This window comes from Rivularia sp. PCC 7116, from assembly GCF_000316665.1.
Classification (GTDB): Bacteria; Cyanobacteriota; Cyanobacteriia; order Cyanobacteriales; family Nostocaceae; genus Rivularia.
The window spans coordinates 6,264,971-6,289,773 of the sequence record NC_019678.1 but is presented as its reverse complement, the minus strand read 5'-3'; the positions used below and the strand labels follow the sequence as shown (position 1 = coordinate 6,289,773).

Genomic DNA, 24,803 nt, shown 5'->3' with positions numbered 1-24,803 from the left:
CGTAATTCACCAAAGTTTTCTAATGTAAATTCCCCTTGAAAGTATAAAAAATTTTACTAGGTTCATAAGTTTTCAAATTAATCTGTAATTTTCTAAAACAAGCGAGCTAATCTAATATGGGTGCAAACTGGCAATATTCCAATAAAAAACTGTGTTTTTCGGTTCCTTTAATTACGGCGATCGCACTAACCTTTTCTGCAAATACAGTTGTAGCGCAAGTTACACCAGACCAGTCTCAAGGGAAAGAAAATTCTGTAGTCACACCTGTAAATCCGAATACCGAACGAATTGATGGTGGTGCGGTTAGAGGTTCTAATTTATTTCACAGTTTTAAAGAATTTAATGTTGGTGAAAGACAAAGAGTTGATTTCGCTAGTCCGACTGGGGTAGAAAATATTTTTAGTCGAGTAACGGGGAATAATTCTTCTAATATTTTCGGTACTCTTGGGGTTTTAGGTAATGCAAATTTGTTTTTGCTCAACCCAAATGGAATTATTTTTGGACCGAATGCAAGGTTGGATATAAGGGGTTCGTTTGTAGCAAGTACGGGTAAAGGCGTAAACTTTGAAGATAGAATCCTTTTCGGTGCTAATAATTTAGAGTCTAAGCCGCTACTGACTATGGCTGTTCCTGTTGGTTTGCAATATGGAACTCAGCAAGCGGGGAATATTAACAATGAAGGGAATCTCCAAGTAGGAGAAGGACAAAAGTTAGCTTTAGCGGGTAATACTGTTACTACCAGCGGTAAAATGACAGCCCCAGGTGGAACAGTTCACGTATTAGGGGAGCGGGTTGGTTTACTTGATAATGCCCAGATTGATGTTTCAGGTGAAACGGGCGGCGGTAATGTATTGATTGGTGGGGACTTTCAAGGTAAAGGTGAAGTTCCCAATGCAAAACGTACCTTTGTTGGTTCTGGTGCAAATATTATCGCTGATGCGCTAACGAGTGGTGATGGTGGTCGTGTAATTGTTTGGGCTGATGAAACTACTGGTTTTAATGGGAATATTAGCGCTCGTGGTGGAAGTCAGTTTGGTAATGGTGGGTTTGCGGAGGTTTCGGGGAAGGAGAATTTAGCTTTTCAAGGAAAGGTTGATTTAAGCGCAAATAATGGTCAATTTGGCAGCTTGCTCTTAGATCCAACTAATATCACGATTGTAGAAGGTGGAAATAATCCATCTGAGTTAGCAGCCAACAACGAATTTGCTGACTCTGGTGTAAATAATACTATTAAAAATAGTACTATTAATGCTGCGACAGCCAATGTTATCTTACAAGCTAGCAATGATATTACCTTTGATGCTCCGGTTAACATTGCTGCTAATGGAGTAGAGCTAACCGCTGAAGCTAATAACAATATTAACGTCAATGCAAATATTACTAGTAATCGAGGAAACGTTACACTCGATGCTGATAAAGATAATAGTGGGGCAGGTTCTCTAATTATTACTAATGCTGCTATTAACACAAACGGTGGTGATTTTGCAGGGAGTGGCAAAGGCAGTAATGCTTCTACCTCCGGAATAAATCTTACCAACAGTGAAATTAATGCCGCAGGGGGTAATATTCAAGTTATAGGGAGAGGAAAAGATGGTGGCTCTGACGGTAAAGGCATTAATATAGATGGAATTAACGGCAATTCCGTCATAGAAACTACTGGGGCAGGTAACATAACCTTAACTGGCACAAGTGGTGCCGGAAGCTGCGCTGTTGGACTTGAATGTAGAAATCACGGCATATTCGTTGGTAATTCACAAGTCAAAACTGAAAATGGAAAGATTCGCTTCATAGGCAAGGGTGCTTCAAGTAATGGAGATGTCAATCATGGTATTGCTATTTGGTCTGGCGGTTTGGTGGAATCAACTGGGACAGGAGCAATTGACATGACGAGTACTACCGAAGCAAAAACAAATAACAATGTATACGGAAACGACGCTATTTCAGTTGTGGGTGGTGGGATAGTAAAAACCATAACAGGGGATATTACCATGACAGGGATTGGAGGTAATGATGGAGGAGAAACAGATGGGAACCAGGGAATAGTTGTTTTAGATCCCAACTCCAAAGTTACATCAGTAAGCGGTGATATTTCATTGGCTGGGACTGGTAGAGGAGTTGGTGACAATCACTACGGTATTTGGATTGGTAGGGGTAACGGCGGCGAAGTTACTTCAGAAAATGGAAATATCACCTTAAACGGGAAAGGTGGTGGAACTGGCAAAAACAATATAGGTGTTTATTTGAATGAAAGCGGCTTAGTAAAAACTACTGGAGAAGGTAATATTACCCTAGATGGCACAAGTGGAACTGGAAGCTGTAGTGAAAATTGTGAAAATCATGGGATAAAAATTTTTAATGACTCAAAAGTAAGTTCCAAGGACGGAAAGATTAGCTTCATAGGCAAGGGTGCTTCAAGCAACGGAGATATTAATCATGGCGTTTATATTTTGTTAAATGGTTTGGTGGAATCGACTGGTGCAGGGTCGATTGAGATGACAGGTACTACTGAAGCAACAGCAAGTACAAGTAACAATTCTGTCGGCAATGAGGGCATTTCAATTGTGGGTGGCGGCAAAGTAATATCTGAGGCAGGAAATATTACCATGACAGGAACCGGAGGTAATGGTGAATCAGAGATGAATGGGAATCAGGGAATACTTGTTTTAGATCCCAATTCCGAAATTACATCTGTAAGTGGTGATATTTCATTGACAGGGACTGCGAGAGGAATTGGTAGCAATAACCACGGTATTTGGATTGGCGATCGCACGGGCATAGAGCAAGAAAATAACGGCAAAATCACTTCAGAGAATGGGAATATCACCTTAATTGGGCAAGGTGGTGGAACTAATGTCAAAAACATTGGAATTTTTTTGGATGGAAACGGCGTAGTGAGTACTGTTGGGACAGGAAAAATAGTCCTGAATGGTACTGGTGGAAATGGGACAAATGAGAATCATGGGATATTAGTTCAAGGCAACTCTAAAGTTAGTTCAGTAAATGGCGATATAGATTTTTCCGGCAAAGGGGGCGGTAATGCTACAGATGGTTCTAAAAATAACGGTATTTCGATTTTTAATCGTGGTGTAGTGGAGACTACTGGGACTGGAAGAATAGTCCTTAATGGCATTGTTAGCAATGAAAATGACAATAATGCAGGGATAAGGATTCAGGACTTGGGTTCTCAAATCTTTTCTTCTGGAGGAGGCGATATAAATCTTGTTGCTGAATCAATTTCTTTAATCGACGACGGTCAAGTAAGAGCTTCTACTATAAATGCAACAGATGCGGTGAAGAAAGGAGGTGATATATTAGTTAATGCCTCTGATACTTTAGAAGTCTTGAATGGTGGTCGATTGCGGTCACAAACGTCTGGTACTAGCAATGCAGGAAATATAACTATTGATACTAGTAAATTGGATGTTAGATACAGCCAGTCTGACCCATTTCAAATTACTGGAATAGGCACCGATACTCGTCCGGAAAGCAGCGGCGATGGAGGTAATCTAAGCATAAATGCTACTGAATCTGTCACAATCAGTGGCAATGACCCTACACCATTCAATCCAAGTCCTACTGTAGGGAACTTGATTTTAGCAGCTTCTACTCGCACAGGTATAACAGCATCTACTTTAGGTAGTGGAAAAGCAGGAAACTTAATCATTAATACCAAGCGATTAACGATTCAAGATGACGCTGGAGCCGCTACAGCTTCTCTTTCTTTAAAAGAAAATGCTGAAGATGGGGGAGTGTTAACGGTAAATGCGACAGAATCCATAGAATTAAAGAACTTGGCGGGGTTGGCAACTGCTACTATAGGTTCTGGTAACGCAGGTAACTTAATTGTTAATTCAGGTCAAATCAATCTAACTGGTGGAGCAGTGTTTTCTGCTGATACCTTTAACTCTGGTAAAGGTGGAAACTTAATCATTACAACAAATGAACTTAATGTTCTCAGTGGCTCAAGGATTGGTGCAGCAACTGTAGGTGAAGGTTCAGGAGGAAACATAAAAGTTAATACTCTGGAAAATAAAGCTCAACTGGTTAAAGTAGATGGTGTTTCAGCTAACGGGGAAGTTAGCAGTAGTTTAACTGCAAGTTCTCAAGAAGGTGGCAAGGCTGGAGATTTAAATATCAGTACAAAGGGCTTAGAAGTCCTAAATGGAGGACAAATAGCTGTCAGTAGCACAGGAGAAAACAGTATTTCAGGCAATATGCTTCTAACCGCCGATTCCCTCTTGTTAAAGAATCAAGCCAGCATTAATGCTTTAACATCTACTCAAGGCGAAGGTGGCGATATTAACATAAACGTAGCGAACAATATCGATTTTGAAGGAAGAGACAGTGAAATTAGTTCGGAAGCTTTTGGAAATGCAAGTGGTGGCAACCTGACTATAGACGTAGGTAAATTCATTAAATCTTCTGGTATACCTAATAATAACGATATCGTTGTTACTGCTGATGGAAGAGGAGTAGGTGGAAAGTTATCTGCCAAAGCCAAAGGTGATTACGGATTCGTAAATTTCGATAAAGTTCGCACTCCAGACAGTGATTTTACCGCAGCTTCTCGACTAGGACAAGACGGTACTCTTTCGCTAATAACAGACAACCCCGAACCCCAGCTACCCCAACAACCAAATACCCCAGAAATAGTCCAGGTTTGTCCATCGAGCCAGGGTGTAACTACCCGTACTGCTGGTAGAAGTGAATTCATCAACACCGGACATGGTGGCTTACCTCCCAGCCCCAACGAAGCCCTTGAAAGTAATACCGCTCAAGTTCCTTGGGTAACACTTAACCCCCAAGAAAATAAACCCACAACTGCTTCCAAACCAAAAGTAATTAGAGAAGCTCAAGGATGGGTGAAAATGCCAAACGGCAAACTACTTTTGACGACACGAAAATCAAATTCCTCTTCATCGTCTTGCGTGTTTCAAAGCAATTAATTATGAATTTTTTAATACCACGGTTAAATAAATTAACCTCTCCCTCTTCCCCTCTCCTTATCAAGGAGACGGGTGCCGAAGGCGGGGTGAGGTTTCCCCGAAGTGTATCAAACTTAGCTTTAATTAGCAGCTTGAGTATCGGAGGGCTAACTTTAATACCATCTCCTACCCTGGCACAGAAAACTGAAGAGCCGGTAAAATCATTTCAACTTAGTCAACAAATTACTCAAACTCCTACAAATAACCGACAGCAACCAGCCCCAGGAGATTTACGTCAACCGTTTCCCGAACCTTCACCACCTCCGGCTACTCCTAAACCTCCTCCTCCAGGAAATATTTTAAAGACTCCTGAAAATGAGGAAACTTCTCCTCTTCCTGCAAGCTGTCGTAATAATACTCAACTCCAAACTTCGCGAGTATCTGAAAATACGGTAAGAGTAAAAGAGTTTCGCGTTATTGGCAGTACTGTTTTCAGCGATGAGTACTTACAAAATTTTCTCCAACCCTGTATCAATAAACCTCTATCTTTTCCGGAACTGCTGCAAATTCGCTCTGCCATAACTCAACAGTATGTAGAAAAAGGTTACATCACGACTGGGGCATTTATCCCCGATGCACAAGAACTTCCGACAAAAGATGCAGTAGTAACTATTAAAGTAATTGAAGGACGCATCGAAGATATTAAGGTAAGCGGAACCAAGCGACTGCAAGAAAATTATGTGCGATCGCGTTTGAAATTAGGAGCATCTACTCCCTTAAATCGAAAAAAGTTGCTGGATGCACTAAAGTTGTTACAAATTAATCCATTAATTGACAGTGTATCAGCCGAACTACGAGCGGGATTGGAACCTGGAACTAATGTATTGGAAGTAAATGTCAAAGAAGCACAATCATGGAGTAGCCGAGTTGCTTTAAATAATGGTCGTTCCCCTAGTGTTGGTAGCTTCCGTCGAGGTGTAGGATTAACACAAGCGAATTTATTGGGATTGGGGGATAGTCTAAGTGTTGGTTACAACAATACGGATGGTAGTAACGGCTTTGATGTCGGTTACAATTTACCAGTGAATGCGCGGGATGGTAATTTGAGCTTCAATTATGGGAAAACATCTAGCAACATTATTGAAGAACCCTTTGATGAGCTTGATATCGAATCAGAATCCCAGTACTACCAGTTAACCTTTCGTCAACCAATTATTAAAACACCAAGTAAAGAATTTGCTCTGAGTCTTACTGCTTCTAGAAACGAAAGTCAGACTTTTAGAAACGGAATAGCGGAACCTATTTCTACAGGAGCAGATAGAGAAGGACGTAGTAAAGTTTCTGCAATCCGTTTTGCTCAAGAATGGGTACAGCAGAATCAGGGACAAGTCTTAGCTGCTCGTTCTCAATTTAGTTTGGGAGTTGATGCTTTAAATTCCACTATCAATGAAACATCTCCCGACAGTCGCTTTTTTTCTTGGAGAGGACAATTTCAGTGGATAAAGCTGTTCGGGATGAATACTAGCAGTTTACCTACTGTCCCAGCACTATTTTTTCGTACCGATGTTCAGCTAGCAGATAGAGCATTACTTTCTCCAGAACAGTTTGGCTTAGGTGGTTTCGGTAGTATCCGGGGTTATCGTCAAGATGCTTTATTAACCGATAACGGCGTTTTGGCTTCTGCCGAACTTCGTTTTCCTGTAGTACGTATCCCCGAATGGAAATCAGTCATACAGCTAAATCCATTTGTTGATTTTGGTACGGGTTGGAACAGTGGTGATTCAAGAGAACCAGAAACAGACACTTTGTTATCGGTTGGTTTAGGACTGCAATTTATCAATTCAAGTAATTTCAGCGCTCGCGTAGATTGGGGAATCCCTTTAGTAAACCTAGATTCGGAGAACAAGACATGGCAAGAAAACGGCGTTTATTTTTCGGTAGAATACAATCCTTTCTAAATTTTATAAATGTGAAAAAATTTAGATTTAGAAAAAATCACTTTTTACTGTTTGCTATAGTTTTCAGTTTTATTAGCGTCACCAATATCTTTCCGGTGGTTGCTCAAAGCGATTATTCTCAATTAATCGTACAGAATAAAATTACTCCCAATACATTAGTAGAGCAGGGAAAAAGTTTCTACGATAAAGGTGATTTCAGTGAAGCTATACAAAAATTGAAAGAAGCGAAAGAAATCTTCAAAATCAGAGGAGATAAACTAAATATTTCGATGATTTCCAGTAATCTTTCTTTGGCTTATCAGCAAATAGGAGAATGGAATAATGCCGAAAATGAAATCACTGAAAGCATTAATTTACTGAAATCTATAAATGATAATTCCAAAGATAAATTAAAATTACTCGCCAGTGCTTTAGAGATTCAAGGTAAGCTGCAATTATCTGTGGGAAAACCCAAACAAGCTTTGATTGCATGGCAAGATGCAGCTAATAAATTTGAACAAGCTGAGATTCAAGGGGGAGAAGTAAGAAGTAAGATTAATCAAAGTCTAGCATTACAAGAAATTGGACGTTATCGAGAAGCTTACAAAATTTTAGCTGGACTTGTTAGTGTTTTACCGCAACAGTCAATATCAATTCAAGCTACTGCATACCGAGTAATTGGTAATGCTATACGTGAAGCTGGTTTGGTTGAGGATGAAGAAGATAAAGAAAAATTGCTATCACTATTATTGGTAGAAGAAGATTTGAAAGAAACCGATAAATTGCAAAGATTGAAATACCAGCTACAAATGAATTCTTTCCTAGAATTGAACTATATAGAGATATCTAGGAAATTTTTACAGCAAAGTTTAAACATATATGAAGAATTGAATTCTAAGCAACCTGCTAGCACGCAATTAAAACAAGATATTGCCGAGACTTATTTTAGTTTGGGCAATACCGAGCGAGCAGCTTATTACCGAGCAAAAGATGCTTATGAAAGAGTGACAACCAGTGGAAAAAATGATTATGACAAACAACTAAAGTTTCTAAATAACGCTGTTAATAATTATCAAAAATCAGAAAGTAATAACAATAGCATACCAGTCACAAAAATTCAGGCACAGCTAAAGCAATTAGATTTACTTATAGATTTAAATAAAAGACTTCAAACTAATGAAATATACGAAGACTATATAGAAGATAAAAAAAGCCTAGCTAGTTTACAGAAAACTTTTAATCATTTGTTAAAGAATACTTCACTAATAAAAGATGAAATTGATGGTTTGCAGAATAGCCGTATATCAGTGTATGCTGCAATAAATTTATCCCAACTTTTAATAGAAGTTCCTAAAAAGTTTAAAATACAATTAGGAGAGTTAAGTAATTTAAAGTTAATCAACGAATACTTGAATAAAGCTGTACAGAAAGCTCATCGACTAGGAGATAAACGGACTGAGGCTTATGCATTGTATAATTTTGCTCAATTAGAAGAAAAAACAGAGGCTTATACTGAAGCTTATAACCACACAAAGAAAGCTCTTCAGTTAGCAGATAATATCCAAGCATTTGATATTACTTATAAGTTACAGGCACAATTAGGAAGTATCTTAGTAAAATTAGGTGATAATAAGGCAGCACTAGCATCTTATCAGGAATCAGTTAATACAATCAAAACTCTTCGTCAAGATTTAGTTGGTCTTTATAGTCCTGATTTCACTTTTTTATTTAGAGACAAAATAGAACCAATTTATCTATCATTAATTCAGTTACTTCTGCCATATCCTGGAGACAGCATAAATCGGGCAAAAAGCCGAAATGACTATTCTTCAATACTTGACCAAAATAGTATCAAAGATGCTATTCAAACAGTTCAAAATTTGCAAGTTCTTGAACTAGAAAGTTTTTTACGGTGTAGTTTGCAAAATCCTACAAGCATAGCAATTGATAAAATAACTGAAGAAGAAGATCCAGAAGCTGCCGTTATATATCCGATTCTCTTAGATAACAGATTAGAAGTATTGCTCAAACTACCCAATCAAAAATCAATAAAACGCTATACCAATATTACTGTCTCCAAAGAAGATGTAGAAGATACTGTAGAATCCTTGAAAGACATTATTTCAAATAAAAATAGCAACAATTATTATTCTGAATTTGAAAGCTACTCTACAAAATTATACAATTGGCTATTCAGACAAAATGGTCAGCAGAATAGTCTTGAAAAAGAACTAGAGAATAATAATATTAAGACCCTAGTATTTGTTTTGGGTAGTCATAGTGCTGCACTGAGAAATACTCCTATGGCAGCACTTTATGATTCTAAGCAGTATTTAATAGAGAAAGGATACCGTATAGTTCTTAATTTAGGAACTGAATTATTGCAAACAAAACCTTTAAATAGAAAAAAACCTAGTATTTTAGCAGTTGGGATAAGTGAAAAATATAAACAATGGAAAGCACTACCTCATGTTAAGAAAGAATTAGATAATATTGATAATATATCCGGTAGTGAAGTACTTTTAAATAAAAAATTTACTCCTAAAAATTTGAAAAAATTTGTGGATTCACAACCTTTTAAAATTGTTCATTTCGCAACACATGGTTTATTTAGTTCTAGTTTTGATGATACATTCATACTTGCTTATCAAAAAGTTATCAATTTAAACCAGCTCAAATTTTTACTCAGAAGTCAACAAGAAAAACAAACTAATCCAATTGACCTACTTGTTTTCAGTGCATGTCAAACAGCTAATGGTGATACTAGAGCAACTTTAGGAATAGCTGGTGTATCTGTACAGGTAGGTGCGCGTAGTACTATTGCTTCATTGTCAGATGTTCCCGATAGACCTACCTATGAACTGATAAAGACGTTTTACGAAGAATTATTCAACGAGCAAAAAGATACAACAATATCAGAAGCTCTACGTATTGCTCAAGTTAATTCGTTAAAAAATTATCGTGAGTCTCCATCTTCGTGGGCATCTTTTGTTTTGGTCGGAAATTGGCGTTGAGTAGGTAGTAAAAATTTTATCATCTACCTACTTAAGTTTTTTAGAGTAACAAATGATAATTAAGGATTAGAAGGATTACAACAATCAATAATGGGCTTAGATGTGATACTTTGGTCTAAATTAAATTTGTCACATATGATTGCACTCCAATTCTGGTCTTGAGAATTAGTTCTTTTGAGTTGAGCAGTTGCTGTCAAAGCATCTAACCAAAGCTTATTTTGGATATAGAAATTTACTTTTTGCGTTGCTGTAGTTGCTTGATTAAACTCATTTTTTTGAGAAGGAGTTAATTTATGCATCTTGACCCTAAAAGAAAGGCGATCGGGTTTTACTTGTGCATTTCCATCGCTGCAAGCAATTCTAAGAGTTAAGGTTAAATTATACTGTTTCCCATCTTTCAACGGAGCAGTTTGAGGAGGAACCGAAATGCTGATTATTCCCGGCATTTTAGGTCTTGGCAACTTAAGTTTTTCCGTTTTACCTCCCTGAGTACCTAGTTCTTCCCATTTCAATTCAACTTCTTTTATTGATTTTGGTTCGTAAGGATTGTAAAACCAGAATTTAGTATTTTCTTGAGATATCAATACTTTGTTTTTAACAGCTTCTTCCGGTAGCAAAGCCGTCAGCGATTTTTTCATATTGTTGTCGCAAGGACCACGTGGTGGTTGTTCGCCATTCGTGCTTACTGGTGGCTCGGTAGGATTGGGAGCAGCGGGTGCTGAAGTCTTCTTTTTTCGGGAAACTAGATTATTATCTAATGGTTTATCTACAGAATTCTGTATTAGGGTTAGCGAGTTAGCAATTCGTATCGGTAGTAATTTCAAAACAAACAGTACACCAAAAATCGGGAAGGAAAGTTTTGCTAACCTTACAAGCAAATTGATTCCAATCATATTACTTAATTGCTTAATGCGTTATTAAAAATACCACATAAAAGCATCAAGAAAATAATGTTTTTTAGCGAAGTGATTTAAAGTCAGTCAGAGAAGTAATTTCGAGTTTTTGTTGAAATTTTACAGTAGGATATTTGCTTATAAAAACTTGTATTTATTGTTTAGAAAGAATAACTTTGGAATATATTAGTACAATACTACCAGTAGTAATAATTGCCAATACTGGCGGCATTAATGAGACTGAATAACCTACAAGCAAAAAGCCGTAGGATATTCCATAAAAAATACAAATTGTGATACCTCCAGCTAACATTATTAAAGCCAAGTGTAACTTTGAGTGAAAGCGTAATATTAATATACCTGCCACCAAAGACCATCCCAAAATCCAAATAAATTCCCAATATTGCGGTATTACTTTTAATAATGGTCGGTTATCCAAAACCGCACTTAAAAGTTGACTGGTCATTTGAGCGTGAAGCATTATCCCTGAGATTTCTTGGTAATTTTCACTACCCGTATTGTAAGGGTTAGGATAGTGATCGCCAGCATTTTTATCGCTTGCGGTAGTAACACCAATAATAATGATTCGATTTTTTAAACTCGGTGATATTTGTTCTTCTTTTGTTTGAAGAATCTTTCTGAGGGTAATTGTTTCGGCTATCTCTAGAGGCGAGCCATTATTTGTACGATAGTTGAGTAAAATTTGGGATGCTTCTGTTTCTTCTTTTGTATAACCTACATCTCCACCTTGCAATCCTTCAAGTACAACATCGCCGAAAATCCAGTTACCTTGCTTGAAGTCAACTTTGTAATTTTTGTCATGAAGATAGCGAAATGCAAGCATTGTACTAAAAGCACGAGGAGCAGTACATGGGGAACCGAGAGTAGTTCCCATAGACAGAAGATGACGACGTACAACCCCATCTGAATCACGTACAATATTAGTAAAACCTTGACGTTTTTGCGGAACTCCAGGAGGAGGGAAGATACCAGATTTTTGAAATTCAGGTTCCGATGCGAAGCAGGCTGTATATAAACGATGGTCAGTTTCAAAGCGAGTTTTTAAATCTTTTTGGTTCGCTTCTATACCAATATCACGGGGTACATATAAACCGATGACGCTGGGTTCGTATTTATCCAGTTTCTTTAAAAGTGCAGACAATCCTTCGTCAGAAAGCGACCATCGTAAATTCCATCCTTGTTCTTGCTGATACTTAATATCTGCATCATCAATTGTTACCAGCATCAATCGGTGGTCTTTTCCTTCATCCCCCCGCAGACGCATCATTTGGTCGTATACCGGGAATTCCAAGTGTTTTAGTTTTCCTTGCGATCGCACTCCCATTATCAAACCAGTTACCACCACACTCGTCAGTAAAACACTTCCAAGACGACGGAATAAATTATTAGTTGATGGTGGTTTCCAAACTGGCGGAATCGCTGTAGGATTTTGATAAATCACTGGTAGCCAAGTTGCACAAGGAAATTTATCTTCAAGTCCATGCAATCGCTGTCTTGCAATTTGCACCGCTAAATGGAAGGGCTGACCATCTGAAAAAGCCGTGAGAAAATACTTTAAAAACTCTTGCGCTATTTGGTCTGGGATTAATTCCCGCATGACAATCATTTGAGGAATATACAAATCATCATCTAATTCTCGCGCTAGTCCCAAACCATCACAAGAATTAAAAATTGCTAACTGTAAACCTCTATCAACCGCTTTTCTTAACGCATACCATAATTCGCTAATCGTCAAGCTATAGTCTGGATTGATATAAATCCGACCTGTTTCTCCTTCTGTTCTACTATGTCCTGCAAAAAAGATGATATCCCAAGGTTGATCCCAGAGTTCGTCATTGATATTACGACGGCTTGGTTCTACTAAAAAAGTTACTTCAGCATTGGGTAAATTTTCTAGCAATTTTCGGTCTGCTTCGACATCAATACCTTCACTATGACCCAAAATCGCTAAAATCCTAATTTTATGATTGTGGTTTTTTACTGTAGGTGCTTCTCCCCAATCATAAGGAGCTAAACCGACTTCTGCTTTGGGGAATCCTTTAATTAAATCCCATTCCTGCCAGGGAAGTTTCTGTAAAAGCCCATCTCTAGTACGAATCAGAAATCGAATTGTCTCATCTGGTGATAAATTTCTCAGCAACTGTTCTTTAATATCGGAAAACTGCTCGGATTTGAGCCAGTTGTTTATATGTAAGCAAACCTCGTGCGCCGATTGCTTACATTCATCAACCAGATGATTAACCGAACCGTCATACTGAATAGTACCAGCTTCCAGTCGATAAGGCGCACCCAAATTACGGTATTTTTCTTCCCAATGCTGATATAAAAGAGAAGCTAATTCAGCATTTGGAGGTAAAGAGCGACTCATTTCTCGCAAAGGGTTTAAACGGAAATGATTTCCCGATTCTTCAACCTCTTTGACAATAGTTAAATCGACTCTAAACCCATGCTGTTGCCAATCGCCATCAAATTTCAAGATGACCAACTTTTCCATAATAGATGCCTATCTTGCATTGTAAGTTTTGTATTAAATAACAAAGGCTTCTGTAATACTGGTATCGCCTAAAATAACTTTAATACTAAACCGTTCCCCAGGATTACCTTTAAAATCCAAGTAAATATTTTTATTGGTATTTCTAGTTTGAACTTGCATCACTGCTTTTCCTGTTTCATCAAGAACCATCAGTTGCAAATTTTGGGGCAAATAAGTTTGCTCTGTTGTAGGATAAATGTCCACCAAAACCTGGAATTTATTTTGTTCTACAGCTTCAAACCCAACTATCAATACTAAAGACTTCCCTGCTTGTTCTATTCCTAAATTAAGTAACTTACCTCGTTTAACTCCAGACAAGGAACTTTTTGTTGCATCAGTTTTTTGGCTGCGAGCATCTCTAAATCTAAAAGCCAATGTAGTCCGAAAAGAAGGCGCTAAAACTGTCTCTGCCGCTTGCCAGCCCGTATCAAAAGCACCATGCAACCAGTGACTCAAATTGACTATAGATTGACCAGCTTTACCTAAAGCTTCTTCTAAATATGGTATATCAGAAGAAGCTGCTACTGGTAATGGAATAGCGTTGGGAGTTAAAAAGCCCAAATATAACAACAACTGATTTAGTTGCGATTCAAATAAAGATAGTGGTAATTGATAGTACTCATTCTGGGAAGTTTGTAAATTCCCCGATTTCAAATAATTATTTAGTTGGTCGTAACGCACAAAACCATTGATTATAACTTGTTCTTGTTCTTCTAAAACCTCAGTTAGCACGTAGAAATGAGCCGCTAATTCTGCTGAATAAACAGTATTTTTTGTGACTGGAATAAACTCCTCAGTCAAATCATTTCTGTTAATCAAACAAACAATTAAATCATTAACTTTAAGATTGTATGTTGCATTAATTGTAGTGGTAGATTGTGGCTGAAATATTGAACATTGGCTTTTATCAACTTGAAGTTCGGGTTTTCGTTGCTTCAGCCATCTTTCAAAACCAATTAATGCTAGTGCGTTCTGATAAGTTTGCCACCGTAAAGCTTCATCAGTAATTTTATTACTATTTACAGATGCTTCCTGAAAATCTTCTGGTTCAATTTCAATAGCTTCTAATGGTAGAGCCAAGAGTATATCATTTTCAATAAAAGTATTCGTCATAATTATATCTCCTTATAATTAGATAGGTATGCACATAATCTTGTGAAGTACAAACTATTTATATAGCTTGCTTTAGCATCATTGGTTTTTGTCTGAGTAGATGAAAATATTTCATTATCTACAAAAACCTCAATTTGACCTGATAAGTTGTTGAAATAATCTAATTGTTCGGGATTATCAACGATGCGCCAGCGTTTAACTTTATCAAGTATTGATTGTAATAACTGCTCTTGAATTCTTAACTTAACTTGCTGGAGATATTTTGGAATTAAAGGCTTAATTCGTCTCGTTATTTGAGTTTGTGTTAATTCTTTTATCCGTGATTCTGTTTCTTTTTGAGTCATTCCTTGACAATAAAGAAAATAGAAGGCTGGTTTAATGTAATCTGCAAGATTAGCGCATCTAGAACTTAAAGAATTAATTATGTCGTAGAATCCTTTATCTATTGCTTTATCCAAACATGATACAAGTTCTTCTGATAATAACTTGTGTAAATCTTCTTCATCTTCTGACTTAAGATTATTTAAGGAATTTGTATCTGGAATCTCTTCATAAGCATTTTTTCCGGTATTGGTATCGAGTATTGAGGTGTGTGGAAGTTGATATTCACAAAGACGATAATCTCGCAAACGACTAGCAATCGCTTTGATTTCATTCATTAATCTTAGAGGAGTAACCTGAATTTGGTATGTTGTCCATAAATACTCAGTCATTCGTTGCAGTTGAGTATCGGTAGGTGGCTGACACCTTCCATATTGATGATTTTTTTGGCGATCGCCGCGATAAATCTCATGAAAGCTTTGCAAAATAGCTCTGGCTCGCTCAATTTCTGATTCGCTTAGATGCTGAATCGCATTTGCTCCAAAAATATGGAACTCACGAAAAACTTTTTCTAATTTTGGATAACTAGTTGTATTAAGTATTCCCCAATCACTATCCGTGCATACACCGCATTGCAATAAAAACTCTTCGATAGCATCACTTTGCTTTGTTTTCATTAAAGCCCATTTGTCTAAACCACTTTTGGGCTTGTATTTGATATACTCTTGCAAGATTTGCAAGGAATATGGGATAAAACGTTCTTTCGCTCCCAAACCAGACAATTGCTTACCGTCATCATTGAGAACTATAGGTAGTAATTCATGCAGTTGAAAACGCTGTCCTCCCAGACTAAAGCGCATGAATCTTTCCTGACAAGCTTGTAAAATAAAATGTGATATATAACACCTTAAACAAGTTCCTTCTACAGAATTGTTTAAAGCATCAATAGGCAAATCTTTGGAAGATTCTTCGATGGGTAACAAATCTACTAGCTGGTTTTGAATTTCCTTATCTTGCTGCGTTGATATAGAGGAATAACGGTCTAAATTGGTAAATATTTTATCAAAATGCTGTTTTGCACGGTCAATTTTTTCGACTTTGTAACCTTTCCCTTTACCAGATGCATCAATTCTGACAATCTCTTCGTAGAAATTAGGCAAAATTCTCTTTGTCATAAAACCTCCTGCTTCTGCTAGTTTAAGCATCTTTAAATTACATCGTCGCTCGCCATAGCTCGTATCTACCGTCCAAAAAACTTTTTAATTGATATCAATAGCGGTCATATCACGTTCATCAATTTGCGATTATATGCGGACAATCGTTTGTAGCCATGAGTTTGTACTAATAACAATCCAGCTACTATTACTTAATATAGGAACATGATTATTCATGATGCTTGTTAACTTGATATTGAGCTTACAGTAATAGATTAGCTTCAGTAAATCGGTGTAAACTTTTTTAGACTGGTACATGGGAAAGTAAAAATAGTACAAAATTCAACTGATTTATTGTCATAACATTACCTTTCTTCAGATTTCTTTATACAAAGTGGTTTGAACCCCTTCATTTATTTAATAGGTTTTTTTCGTTGAAGATTTATGCACTTAGTTAGATAACATTATGTACTGCTGAAGCGTTGAGAGCCAGAATATGAGAAGATTTAAATAGTTTAAAACTATATAGATATAAAGAAGAATCACACTGTGAAAAACTTACGAATCAAGACTCTCCTGATAAACTGCGTAAGATTTACGTTTGCGACATAGTAGTTTTTGGAGAAAGCAGAACATTAAACATGCGACTAAAGTTGCTCAGTAAAATATAAGTATTTATACATAAACTATATTCTTGCTCTGTTGATAAAATTACATAGAAAGGAAGAAGTATTGTTACTGCTTCCTATTTTTTCGGAGGGTGCATATCTTTAATGACTATACGCTTATGCTGTTGGATTAGAAGCACAATAGGGATATTAAGCTTTTTCTCGATAGTAGGAACAAGCACTTTATTTACGAATAAGGTAGTCGCCCAAATTACTCCCGATGCGAGCCTTGGTACTGAAAGTTCGCGAGTAAAACCGTTAAATCAGCTACTTGAGCAGATTGATGGTGGAGCCATTCGTGGCACAAGTCTTTTTCATAGTTTTCAAGATTTTAATATTAAAGAAGGAAGAGGAGCTTATTTCTCTAATCCTGTAGGAATTGAAAATATTATTGGCAGAGTAACGGGAGAAAATTATTCCCAAATATTAGGTACATTGGGTGTTTTGGGAAATGCGAATTTATATTTTATTAACCCTAACGGGATTATTTTCGGACAAAATGCCAGATTAGATATAAATGGTTCTTTTTCTGCCAGCACGAATAGTTTAATCCTTTCTGATGGAAGTAAATTTAGTAGTACAATTTCTCAAGAAAAACCTCTATTAACTGTTAATCTTGTTAAACCAATTGGCTTTGACGTTGAGGTAGAGAAGCGAAATACAACAATTACTAATACGGGTAATTTGTCAGTAGGACAAGACTTAACTTTTGTGGCTGATAATATTGACTTACAAGGTAAATTACAAGCTGGTAGAGATTTGACTTTACAAGCTCAGGATACAGTAAAAATAAGGGATAGTGCGACAAATCCTTTTATTGCTCAGTCTGGAAGAAATTTAGTAATTCAAGGTAATCAAGAAGTTGATATCTTTGCGTTAAATCATCCCAACAGTGGTTTGTTTTCTGGTAAGGATATGACATTACGTTCGGCTAATGATGTTTTGGGAGATAGTCATTATCAGACAGGAGGTAATTTTCGCATCGAAAAGCTAGATGGGAGTCTAGGGAATTTGTTTAGTCCTTATGACCCCGTATTGCTGGCTAGCGGAAATGTGAACTTAGGAGACTATACGGGAGCATCACTACATATTTTAGCTGGAGGTAGTGTAACTTTAAATAATGTCACAATTAACGATACCGATACCGAACAAAATACTATTAGTCCCAGTAATAATAATTTATTTAATGGAGTTAATTCTTTTGCCGATTTAGCTAATATTAATTTATCCGATAAACAAAGAACGTCTATAACAGTTGATGGTAGTAAGCAACCGACTTTAGATATTCGTGCTGGAATTGATTGGAGTCAACTAGGTGGTTTACCAATTCCCGACCCTAACCAACAAGATTCAAATTCTTCTTTCTCTAATACACAACCGACCATAACATCACCTCCATTGACGGCTGATATTACAGTTAATGGCAGAATTAATATAAATCAACCAGATGGATTAGTTCTATTAACAAATCAATATTTTCCTAATCAAACATTGCCAGGTGGGAAGATTCAAGTAGGAGAAATTAATACAGCAAGAGATGTTGATGGTAATAGTGGTTCAATTTCCATTGATTCAAAAGCTGATATAGAACCTAAAGGTAACAGTAGCTCAATCTTTATTGATTCCAAAGGCAATATAGAACCAAAAGGTAATATAGATACATCTGCTTATGCGAGTTCTAATAATGGTAATGCGGGTAATATTAACCTAATTACAAAAGGTCTATTTTCTCTTATTAATAATACTATTATTAGCCATACCTATGGAGCAGGAAAAGGAGGAGATATATATATTGAAGCTGAATCGGTTAATTTAAATGATGGTGGGACAGTTAAGTCAAAAACTTTTGGTAAGGGTAATGGAGGAAATATAACTTTAGAAGTCTCTAATGCATTTAATATAAATAGCATTAAGGAAAACAATAGTGAAAGTGGTTTATTTACTGCTTCTGCTGGAGATGGAGATGATAGTACAACAGAAGATGGTGGTGCTGGAAATCTTAAGGTGAATACAAGAACTCTAATTGTTAGGAATGGAGGACAACTTGGATCTGACAATTTCGAGGAAAATAATGATCGGTTTGGTTCTGGTAAATCTGGAAATATAAATATCTTTGCTGAAGAATCAGTGGAAGTGAGTGGTACTTCTAATAACCTAGCTGGAGCTGATGGTTTATTGAAACCAACTTCTATTGCAAGTTTTACTATCAATAATAAAGATGCAGGTGATTTAACTATTGAAACTAAACGCTTTACTGTTAAAGATGGAGCTTCTATCACAGCAACTACTGATGGTATTGGCAACTCAGGAATTTTAGCAATAATTGCTGATGAATCTATGGAAGTTAGCGGTATTTCTAGTGATGGAAAGGGTAGTAGGGTTCGTAATGCAACTTTTGGAGCAGGAGATAGTAAAGATTTAATTATTAATACGAAACGCTTAGTTGTTAAAGATGGTGGACGTATTGATTCACGTACTCAACCTTCTTCCTTCAGCAATCAAAATACTGGTAATGCTGGTAATATAAAAATTACTACAGATATTTTTGAAGCTTATAACGGCGGACAAGTAATATCAAGTACCGGTGGTACAAAAAAGCATAATAGCGGTAACGCTGGGGAAATCAATATCAATGCTACAGAAAAAGTTATTCTTTCTGGGGTTGATAGTAGCTTTGAACAAAGAAGCGAGGATTTGAAACAAACATTAACAAAAAATTTTCCAACCCAGACTGAAGACGTTATTGACATTCTTTTAGCTGCCCGAATAAGTGAAGAATCGTCAAGTGGTGTGGTAGTCAAAGCCAAAGATAATAGAACTGGTAGTGCTGGAAATATTACCATAGAAACTCCTTTTCTTTCTATTGAAGATGGCGCTCAGTTAAACGCTGAAACAGTTACTGCTGAAGGTGGAAATATTACATTACAGTTGCAAGACTTATTGTTAATGCGCCGTAATGGTGACATTACTACTAATGCTGGAGGTACGGGAAATGGCGGAAATGTCAACATTGATTCTGGTTTTGTTGTTGCTGTTCCCAATGAAGATAATGATATTATTGCTAGAGCAGTTCGCGGTAATGGTGGAAATATAAAAATTGATACCCAAGGGATTTTTGGTTTTCAGGTAAGCGACCAGTTAACTCCAAGAAGCGATATCAGCGCTAGTTCGGATTTTGGTGTAGATGGGGTAGAGGAAATTAATGCACCAGATGTAGACCCCAGTCGTGGAACTGTCAATTTACCGGATACACCAGTTAATTTGAATTTGGCGCAGGGGTGTCAACCGAGTGGATTAAACTCTATTAGCCGGTTTACAAGTATTGGCACTGCTAGCATACCAGCTAATCCTAACGACATACAAAATATTTATACCCTTTGGGAAGATTTGCGATCGCCTACAGCACAAAATACAGATAGCGTAGATTCTACAGATTCTAAATCTCCCCGTAACTCTGCTGATATTGCAGCTAAAGAGGAAATAGAGAAAATACAGGAAGCTCAAGGTTGGATAAAAACTCCAGATGGGAAGGTAAAACTTGTAGTCAAATCACCTACCGTTACTCCTTATAGTTCTTGGCAGACACCATCAGCTTGCAATGAGTAATAGACCATATCATGAATAATACCTTTCGCCAGATATTGGTTCGGTTGCTTCAATTTATGTTGCTTGGTTGGATTAATGGAGGATTAACCCAAGCTCAAACTTTAGATAAGGTATCACCTCCCAATCAAAATATTTTCACTCCTCGACCGAAACCAACACCTATTTTTGAGCCAAATCTGAAACCTATAAAACCGCAAGAACCCTTAAATCCTTCCATACCAAAAAGCCCTCAACCTCCGGAAATTTTACCCGACAATAGGGAAGATACTATTGTTGTTAAACGCTTTAAGGTAGAAGGAAGTACAGTTTTTAGTCCTGAAGAATTAGAAAAAGTGACTAAGGATTTTACCGGAATAAATGTCACCTATACAGATTTACTCAAAGCTCGTTCTGCGGTTACTAAGCTTTATTTCAAGAACGGATATGAAACTTCTGGTGCTTTTATACCCGAACAAGATATTGAAGCAGAGGTAGTCAAAATTCAAGTAATTGAAGGTGAATTAGAAGGTAAAATTGAAGTCCAAGGAAATAGAAGGCTGGGACGTGAATACATACGCAGTCGCTTGGCTAGCGCTACATCCAAACCTTTAAATCTAAACCGCTTGCAGGAAGCTTTACGATTACTCAGACTCAGCCCTCTAGTAAAAGATATTTCTGCTGAATTGTCAACGGGTTCTACTCCTGCTAAAAGCTTTTTGCAAGTGCGAATTAAGGAAGCCGATACATTCAGCATTCAAACAAGCACTGATAATGGACGTAGCCCTAGTGTTGGTAGTTTTCGTCGCAGATTGCAAGTTCGAGAAGCTAATTTACTAGGGGGTATCGGAGACGATTTAGTTTTGGGTTACGCGAATACAGATGGTAGTAACAGTGTAGATTTGAGTTACACTTTTCCATTGAATCCTAAAAATGCTTATTTTCGCTTCAGTTATGGAACAACATCTAGTAATGTCATTGAACCTCCTTTTAAAAAATTAGATATTGAAGCTGACTCTCGTTATTATGAAATCACCCTACGTCAGCCAATAATTCAAACCGCTACACAACAATCCGCAAATGAATTTGCAATAGGTTTAACAGCTTCGCGTTTGGAAAGTGAAACTTCTTTGCTATCGATTCCTTTTCCCTTATCTGCTGGTGCTGACGATGAAGGACGTACCCGCGTTTCTGCACTGCGATTTTTTCAAGAATGGACTCAGCGTAATAATGTAGAAGTGATTGCTTTGCGCTCCCAGTTTAGTTTAGGACTTGGTGGGGTTCTCAATTCCACAATTAATTCCAATGCTCCAGATAGCCGTTTCTTTGCTTGGAGAGGACAAGCGCAGTGGGTACGTCGTTTTCCTACATCAGACATTTTATTATCAGTAAGTGGGAATGTGCAATTAGCAGACAGAACGCTCTTGGGTTTGGAACAGTTTGCTTTAGGAGGTCAAGAAAGTATAAGAGGATATCGCCAAGATGCTTTACTTGCGGATAATGGAGCTTTTATTTCTGCTGAGGTTGAGCTACCAATTTATCGTACTTCTAACCGAAAAAATGTATTACAACTGATTCCATTTATTGATATTGGAACAGTTTGGAATAATTCAATTAGAGCATCTCCAAATCGCGATGCGCTTGCATCAGAAACATTAGCATCCGTTGGTTTGGGTTTGCAATGGCGAGGGTCGAATAATTTAACCGCTCGTATTGATTGGGGTATTCCTTTAATTTCTATTCCTGAAGAGAGAAGAACATGGCAAGAACAAGGACTATATTTTTCCGTGCAGTACAATCCTTTTTAAAGTTGAAGAATTCGCTTCGACGATGGATAAGTTTGCTGTTAATTTCTGCTTTAATATTTGGCGGGTGTTTAATCACTTCTCGAATATCAGCGCAAGTTCCCATAGTCAAGCAGAATCAACAAAATTTATCTACATCAGGGTTAGTTGATAGAGGTAGAGAATATTATAAAAATAAACAATATAACAAAGCTATAGAAACTTGGCAGCAAGCGCTCAAGATTTATCAAAATAATCAAAATAAAAAAGATACACTCCACCAAGCAATGGTTTGGAGTTACATTTCCTTGGGATATCAAAAACAAACTAATTGGAATCAAGCAAAACAAGCTATTAATAAAAGCTTGGATTTATTCCCCGATAAAAATCAACTTGATAATTCAAAAGAGAAGCTTCAAATTAATGCTCAAATTCTGAATACACATGCTAGTTTGCAATTAGCTTTTGGAGAATCTCAAAAAGCTTTAAAAACATGGGATAAAGGCACACAAATTTATCAGCAATTAGGTGATGAAATAGGAGTTACCGGTAGCTTAATTAATCAAGCTCAAGCAATGGAAGCTTTGGGACTCTACAAACACTCTTGTACAACTTTGTTGGGAGTATTTGGTTTTGATAATGACAAATGTGAAATTTCAGATATTCAGTTAAAAGAAGCGCTTTCATTGGTTAAGAAGCCAGGTAATACAAGATTAATTTCTGGTTTACGAAGTCTGGGAGATAATCTCCGTTTGGTTAATGAATTAGAAGATTCTGAAAAACTATTGAAAGGAATTTTAGATATTGCTTCTAGTAATAATTTATATGAAATTAAACTAAGTTTAGCTAATACTGAGCGAGCTTTGTATAGAAGTAATCAAGATTTATATGAAAGGTCTGACAATAATAATTATAGAGACACGGCTTTGTATAACGCACGTAATTCTTTAAATCACTATGACCAAATAATTAAAGATTCTCAAATTGAATCTCTACATAGCAAAATTCTTGCTCAAGCAAAACTGAATCGTTTTAGTTTATTATTAGAATTCAAAGAATGGTTGCAAAAAGTACCTAAAGTGAACCCAGAAGTTCGCAAAGAATATATTAAAATAAAAGAACAAATAAAAGATGATATTCCACAATTAGTGAATGAATTAGAAAGTGAAAAATCTTCGCTTTCAAGATTAGCTCCAATAGAAGAAATCTACACAACGATTAACTTTTATCGCAACTTAATAAGACTTCAAGGAGAAAAGTTTGATAAAGATTCAGATAATGAATATATTAAGAATACTTTAATGAAAGCTAACGAAAAAGCTGAAAAGTTAAAAAATAAAAGGGCAGAATCTTATGCAAAAGGGAGCATTGGCTATTTCTATGAAAATACAGATATGCTTAATGAAGCTAAAATTTATACAGAAAATGCTTTGCGTATAGCTCAATCTATTCAAGCATGGGATATTGCTTATCAGCTACAGGAACAATTGGGAAAAATATATGAAGCTAAAGAAACTAAAAAACAAGCAATAAAAGCTTATGAAGCAGCTGTTAAAACAATTGATATCATCAGAAAAGACTTGGCATCTAATAGTTCCGAAACTTTATTATATTTTCGTAGTACAGTAGAACCCCTCTATGAAAAACTAATAGATTTATATTTGGAGCAACCAAAGGAAAATCAAAACCTGAATAATATTGTTGATGTCAATGAAAGATTTCAATTAAGTGAGTTAGAGAATTTTCTTAATTGTGACTTAAATAACTCTATAAGAGTTGAAGATTTAGTCAAAAAAAATCCAAACCCAATTGCTATCATTTATATGATAGTTTTAGAGAAGCAAGATAAATTTTTAGTTATTGTTAATTCGCTAGAGAAGAAAGAAATATCTCTACCAATAGATATTAGCTGGGAAAAAAACATATCACCGAAACTTACCAACATACAAGAAACTTTGAGATATGAAGGTATTAGACGAAATAATATTAATGATATCTTGCAGAATATTCAAGAACTTCATAAATTGTTGATTGCTCCTATAAAAAATTATTTACCACAAAAAAACGGAACACTATTATTTGTGCTAGATAGTCAATTACAAAATATTCCAATGGCTCTTTTGCATGACGAAAGCAATCGTTATCTAATGGAAGATTACAATATAGCTATAGCATTAAGTTCCCAGACTAAAAAGTCAGAATCTTTGCCTTTGAATAGCTCGCGAGCTTTACTAGCTGGTGTTAGTGAAGAAAAACCAGGTTTTAAGAAGCTAAAAAATGTTCCATATGAATTAAAAATGGTTGAAAGTAAGACCGTTCGTGATGATACAATACTTCTGGATGAAAAATTTACAATAAAGAATTTTGAGAATCAAGTAAAGAGCTATTCTTATCCAATTATTCATCTAGCAACTCATGGTAAGTTTAGCTCAGACCCGGAAGAAACTTTTATTCTCACCTATGATGATAATGAGAATCTTAAGCTTGAAGATTTTGAAAATTTATTCAAAAGTAGAAGTCAAAATCGTAGCGATACAATCGAATTACTTGTTCTTAGTGCTTGTAAAACAGCAAAAGGAGATAAACGGGCTGGGTTAGGTATTGCTGGAATAGCTGTACAAGCAGGAGCAAGAAGTACAGTAGCTAGTCTTTGGAATGTTAGCGATAGTTCTGCACCTTTTTTCATGAAACATTTTTACGAAGCATTGAAGAATGGAAAAACGAAAGCTGAAGCTTTACGTTATGCACAAATAGCTTGTTTAAACAGTAAAAATTACAAAAGTCCGTACTACTGGGCTGGTTTTGTTTTAATAGGTAGCTGGATTTGAAATTCAATGCTAAAAGATTTTTCAAGCTAT

At 36.4% G+C, this 24,803-nt stretch carries 10 protein-coding genes; 6 read left to right on the top strand and 4 right to left on the bottom strand.

Going from position 1 to position 24,803, the window contains the following annotated elements; all coding sequences use genetic code 11:
* The first annotated feature begins 116 nt into the window (after positions 1-116).
* The 3 genes from RIV7116_RS24285 to RIV7116_RS24275 are packed head-to-tail and all read left to right on the top strand — an operon-like array spanning position 117 to position 9,876.
* On the top strand, positions 117-4,946 hold the full coding sequence (locus tag RIV7116_RS24285; RefSeq protein ID WP_015120977.1) for an S-layer family protein: 4,830 nt from the start codon (positions 117-119) through the stop codon (positions 4,944-4,946).
* A 2-nt stretch (positions 4,947-4,948) separates the two neighbouring features.
* Entirely contained in the window at positions 4,949-6,883 is a 1,935-nt protein-coding gene (locus RIV7116_RS24280) for a ShlB/FhaC/HecB family hemolysin secretion/activation protein (protein ID WP_015120976.1), read from the top strand.
* Positions 6,835-9,876 carry a CHAT domain-containing protein gene (locus tag RIV7116_RS24275; RefSeq protein ID WP_015120975.1) on the top strand — a complete coding sequence of 1,014 codons (3,042 nt, stop codon included), beginning with the start codon at positions 6,835-6,837 and terminating at the stop codon, positions 9,874-9,876. Before RIV7116_RS24280 ends, RIV7116_RS24275 begins: the two co-directional genes overlap by 49 nt.
* Positions 9,877-9,935: 59 nt before the next feature.
* On the opposite strand, the gene RIV7116_RS24270 is transcribed toward RIV7116_RS24275, so the two are convergent.
* The 4 genes from RIV7116_RS24270 to RIV7116_RS24255 all read right to left on the bottom strand — a co-directional run bounded on the left by RIV7116_RS24270 (position 9,936) and on the right by RIV7116_RS24255 (position 15,962).
* On the bottom strand, positions 9,936-10,769 hold the full coding sequence (locus RIV7116_RS24270) for a DUF928 domain-containing protein (RefSeq protein ID WP_015120974.1): 834 nt from the start codon (positions 10,767-10,769) through the stop codon (positions 9,936-9,938).
* Positions 10,770-10,923: 154 nt separating this feature from the next.
* Entirely contained in the window at positions 10,924-13,284 is a 2,361-nt protein-coding gene (locus RIV7116_RS24265) for a CHASE2 domain-containing protein (protein WP_015120973.1), read from the bottom strand.
* 33 nt (positions 13,285-13,317) lie between these two features.
* Positions 13,318-14,436: a DUF1822 family protein gene (locus RIV7116_RS24260; RefSeq protein WP_015120972.1), complete on the bottom strand. Its 1,119-nt coding sequence runs from the start codon at positions 14,434-14,436 to the stop codon at positions 13,318-13,320.
* 2 nt (positions 14,437-14,438) lie between these two features.
* Positions 14,439-15,962, bottom strand: coding sequence for a hypothetical protein (locus tag RIV7116_RS24255; RefSeq protein WP_044291160.1), 1,524 nt, complete (start codon positions 15,960-15,962; stop codon positions 14,439-14,441).
* A 722-nt stretch (positions 15,963-16,684) separates the two neighbouring features.
* On the opposite strand from RIV7116_RS24255, the gene RIV7116_RS34160 reads away from it, so the two are divergent.
* Genes RIV7116_RS34160 through RIV7116_RS24240 form a run of 3 tightly spaced genes read left to right on the top strand, consistent with a single transcriptional unit; the run spans position 16,685 to position 24,773 of the window.
* A complete protein-coding gene (locus RIV7116_RS34160; RefSeq protein ID WP_015120970.1) occupies positions 16,685-20,185 on the top strand; it encodes a filamentous hemagglutinin N-terminal domain-containing protein in 3,501 nt (1,166 codons plus the stop codon).
* 11 nt (positions 20,186-20,196) lie between these two features.
* Positions 20,197-21,969 (top strand): ShlB/FhaC/HecB family hemolysin secretion/activation protein, encoded by a 1,773-nt coding sequence (locus tag RIV7116_RS24245; RefSeq protein ID WP_157229322.1) that lies wholly within the window; start codon positions 20,197-20,199, stop codon positions 21,967-21,969.
* Entirely contained in the window at positions 21,921-24,773 is a 2,853-nt protein-coding gene (locus RIV7116_RS24240) for a DUF2225 domain-containing protein (RefSeq protein ID WP_015120968.1), read from the top strand. The genes RIV7116_RS24245 and RIV7116_RS24240 overlap by 49 nt, the downstream gene beginning before the upstream one ends.
* Positions 24,774-24,803 lie beyond the last annotated feature (30 nt).